At 66.0% G+C, this 4480-nt stretch carries 3 protein-coding genes; 1 reads left to right on the forward strand and 2 read right to left on the reverse strand.

Annotated elements, in window-relative coordinates; genetic code table 11:
* Window positions 1-788: 788 nt before the first annotated feature.
* A complete protein-coding gene (locus ABZV38_RS39740; RefSeq protein WP_356333763.1) occupies window positions 789-1097 on the forward strand; it encodes a hypothetical protein in 309 nt (102 codons plus the stop codon).
* Between the two features lie 311 nt (window positions 1098-1408).
* Here the strand turns inward: ABZV38_RS39740 and secY are convergent, their stop codons facing one another.
* Window positions 1409-2716, reverse strand: a complete 1308-nt coding sequence (secY, locus tag ABZV38_RS39745) for a preprotein translocase subunit SecY (protein WP_356333765.1) — start codon at window positions 2714-2716, stop codon at window positions 1409-1411.
* 1109 nt (window positions 2717-3825) lie between these two features.
* Window positions 3826-4068: a hypothetical protein gene (locus tag ABZV38_RS39750; RefSeq protein WP_266752715.1), complete on the reverse strand. Its 243-nt coding sequence runs from the start codon at window positions 4066-4068 to the stop codon at window positions 3826-3828.
* Window positions 4069-4480: the final 412 nt, after the last annotated feature.

Below are 4480 nucleotides of genomic sequence, written 5' to 3' on the forward strand. Positions count from 1 at the left end.
CCACTTCGGGACCGCCGGGGAGGTCCGCGACCAGCGCGCGGTCACCCTCGCCGAGGCATACGCCCGCCACCCCGAACGCTTCGGCCGCCGCCCCCAACCACCCGAGATACCCCAGACGGCATGGATCAACGACCCGGCCAAGCGCAGGGAACCCGCACCACAAACCTCATAGCGTCACGACCGTCTCACTGGACTTGAAATCTTCCGGCGCCCTCCGAACCGGCACCAAGGTCCTTGGATCCAACTCTCTGGACCAGGTTCCAACCAACGTGTCTCCGCGCAGCAGCTGAGCCGAAGCACGATAGGTGTCACCAGCGACGAACGCCGACCTGCGGCTCCGCATCGGCGAAGCACGGAAGTTGTGCTCACCGGACCGGCACGCTACTTGTCACCGGCTAGGGGATCGGCAGGGTTGCTGTCATCGGACACACCACGTCGGCAGCGGGCTGAGCTGGGCGGTGGCTCCCGGACGGCCCCTAAAGGGCTCGCCGCCGCGACGGCCACGTGGATCTCCTGGGTCATGAGGGCAATCGTGCCGCGCTGATTCGCAATGAGGCTCCACAACCGCTGCGCGCTCTCGTGCGACCTACTCCTGAGCGCCAACAGGAGCCGGCCACGGGGGAACGGGGCATGGGCCGCGGTTCTTCTGGATCCCGCGTGGTGCGAGACGGCAGTAACCCACGCCCTGCTGGCGGCTGATAGGGCTCTGGCTGTCGGTGCTCGCTTTCGGGGCCGGGGTCACCGCGGTGGGTTGGGGCGATGAATTCGGCGGCTCCTGCATCATGGCGATGATGCTCCTCTTGAATGTCGTCGACGACATCATCGAAGGGGTACGGCACCGCTGGCCGGCCGCGCTGGCCTCAGTGGCGGTCCTGTCGGGTGCGAGCCGGCTCACCAGCGCCGTCCTGCCCGGCTCCCTCGACGCGGCCTGGGCGGAGACCATCGCTGCCGCCGCCGGCGTCACACTCGGGCTCGCGGTGGCCGACGCCATCACGCGGCTCCCGGAGCGCCTGGCGGCGCCCGTTAAGGGAGGACCGGGCTCTGGCCTACGCGCTGCAGGTCACCAGCGCAACGACCGCCCGTGCCGAGACGGCTGAACCCTACGAGCCGCCCTACGGCGGGCTTGGCCGGCGTCCACAGCCCCGCACCACCGACCTCTCACACAAACGGCCATCCGTGAGAGCCAATCAGCGTGCTCCCGCTGCTGCGACGGCGGCCCGGCCGCTCGTCGCCGCAGGACAGCGGCCTGGCGGAGAAAAGGAACGTGCGGCGAAGGTCCCGCCCCGGTCGGATCCCAACCATCTGGGCACATCGGCTTCCCCGCTCCCGGCGTGGACGCAGTCCTGAGAAGCGTAGGTTCCGAGGTCTCCTCGGGGATGGATGCCGCATCGCAGCATCTATGGAGGCGTCATCGGAGGAAGCCTTCGTAGCTCTGCTGCTCGATCTGGCTGTTGATCTGCTTGACCGTCTCCATCCCGACGCTCACGATGATCAGGATGCTCGTACCGGTGAGCTGGTTGGCGCCGCCGAAGCTCGCGAACGCCACCGTCGGCACCAGTGCGATCAACCCCAGATACAGCGATCCCGGCCAGGTAAGTCTGTTGAGGACGTAGCCCAGGTACTCGGCCGTGGGCCGGCCGGCCCGGATACCCGGGATGAACCCGCCGGCCTGCTTGATGTTCCCCGCCACTTCCTCCGGATTGAACGTGATCGACACATAGAAGAACGCGAAGAACACGATCAGCAGGAAGTACGTGGCCACGTAGTAGGGGTGGTCGCCGCGGACAAAGTTGCGCGTGACCCACGTGGCCCATCCCGCGTTCGAGTGGGAGAACTGTGCGATCAACGCAGGAAGGTAGAGGAGCGATGAAGCAAAGATGACTGGGACCACACCGGCCTGGTTGACCTTCAACGGGATGTAGGTCGCCGTTCCGCCGTACGACTTGCGGCCGATCATCCGCTTCGCGTACTGCACCGGGATGCGGCGCTGTGCCTGTTCCACGAAGACGACCAGGGCCACCATGGCGAACCCGACGAGAATGACACTGCCGAAGCTGAGCCACCCGTCGGCGATCTTGCCCTCCTGCTTTACGGCCCACAACGCTCCCGGGAATGTGGAGGCAATGGAGATGAAGATAAGCATCGACATTCCGTTGCCGATGCCGCGTTCGGTGATCAGCTCGCCGAGCCACATCACGCAGGCTGTCCCGGCAGTGATCGTGAGCACCATCACAACCGTCGTGAAGATCGAATCATCCGGCACAATGCCCGCGGCGGCTTGGCAGTTCGGGAACAGCGCACCACTGCGGGCGGTCGCCACCAGGCCCGTGCCCTGCAGGACAGCAAGCGCCACCGTCAGATAGCGGGTGTACTGGGTGATCTTCCCCTGCCCGGCCGCGCCCTCCTTCTTCAGCGCCTCCAGCCTCGGGATGACCACCGTCAGCAACTGAAGGATGATGCTCGCCGTGATGTACGGCAGGATGCCCAGCGCGAACACCGTGATCTGCAGTAGAGCCCCACCACTGAAGAGATTCACCAGACCCAGCAGGCCACCACTGTCCGACGCCGCGTCGACACATGTCTGGACATTCTCATAACTCACCCCCGGGATCGGAACATGCGACCCCAGGCGGTACAGCACGATGATGCCGAGCGTAAAGAACAACTTCTTACGCAGGTCAGGGGTTCTGAACACCTGGACGAACGCGCTGAGCAAGGGGTCCTCCTTCGCCCCTGCGCCAGTGCGCCAGAGCTAAACCAAAGCTGTCATTCAGGGCTCAAGAATGCAGAGCTGCAGTTCTTCGCGGCATCAGAGAACCTCTGCCAACGAAAGCCCTACGCCCCGGCCAATGGCACCGGGAACGCTCCTCATGACTGCGACGTGGCATCGACAGCCACACGCGTGCGCCACAAAGAAGGCGGTGCTCACAAGACGGCCCGCGACAGGCCCCATCATCGAATGGGCCACCCAGATCGGCAACCCGACAAGCCGTGGCGACCCGACCAGCTGCGGTGCAGCCTCAGTCCGGAGAAGGGTGCCTGAATGCCTCGCTCCGGGCCAGTGGACGACGGAGCGTCAGCTGACTTTTTGCTATCTGAGGCAGTACTCCGGCTGTCACAGCGTTAAGGCAGGTCACCAACGGGGCGATGGCGAGCAGCAGGCCAGCACTGGAGGCACGGGCCGTTAGGTCCGAGCGCGACGAAGATCGCCGCCCCGATCCCCGATCGCCACCGCATCGGACGCTACGAGGCGGCGCTTCAGCTCACAAACCCGAATAGGTCGCGCGTGTTGGTTGCTCATCCTTGGCTTCGCGTCTGCCGGGCTGTGCTCCTGGGCGACGGTGACCTCGGCCCACACGCGGACCAGGGTCCCGTCCGTGCGCTCCACCGTGGCCAGCCCCTCGTAAGGGTTCATTTTCCCCAGTCTGCGCCGGCGCCGGGCTGTCGCGCAGCGGTGGGAGTGATCGTTGGCCTGCCCTGTTGACCGTCAGCAGGGTCCGCTGCCGCATCACCCACTGCTTCTCGGTCGGTGCCCTGCGTGTTCGCTGCGTTATCCCAGGTGGCGGTCGGGGCGTTGGAGACATGTGGGTGGAGTGCATGCGGCGGCCCGGTATGGGTTGGCGCGCGGGGCGCGGGAATCGACTCCCGGGCGCCGCGTCCGCTGAGAGGGCCGTCATGGTCGCGCGTGCCACATCGGGCCGACCCTGCTGGATTGCGTCGACGACAGCCTGGCGCTCACCCATGCCAGGACCACGCAAAGGTCGCACCGAGGCCAGGTCCGGCAGCATCGACAAACGCCGCGGGCGTCCCGGCCAGCCGAGGGGTTCAGGCGTGATCCACGAGCTGGGACTGGGACAATCCCTTCTCACGCGCGCAGTGTGCGCAGCAGAAGAACTGTCCGTCGGCCTGCATGCCGTGGCCGAGGATGCGGCACTGGCAGTTGACACAGGTCGGGGCGATCTTCTGGGCGGCGCACTCGATGCTGTCGAAGACGTGGACCGCCCCTCCCGCGGCACGCACCTCGAACGCCAGCTCGTAGTCGTTGTGGCAGACCTCGCACACGGCCATGGTGATTGTTCCTTGCTGCTGAATTGATGAGCTGGGGCGCCCGCCGTTTGCCCGTGTAAGGCGCGGCACCCTGGACACTAGCGAAAGAGCGCCCCAATCTTCTGGCGGCGCGTGGACTGCGACCCGACCGCCTTGCCCGAATCACTCACATGGCGTTGCGCCCCGCTCGAGCCCGATCTGGCTTGCTCAGCCCGGCTTGAAGGAGGTTGTGCCAGCGGGCGATGCCGTGCAGCGCATGCTCGACGCATGATCTGGTGGTTCGTGGAGTACCGGTTGTGCCAACACCGCCGACGTCGACCGTGTCGTGAACTCCAGTGCCTGAGAGCCTGTCGGGTGGCCGGTTGATTACGCCGCGATGAGGTCCTCGACGGTCTTGGCTCGGGCGGTCTTGCGGTGGGATTCATGGCTCCAC

It is taken from the genome of Streptomyces sp. NPDC005181 (assembly GCF_040608395.1).
Classification (GTDB): Bacteria; Actinomycetota; Actinomycetes; order Streptomycetales; family Streptomycetaceae; genus Streptomyces.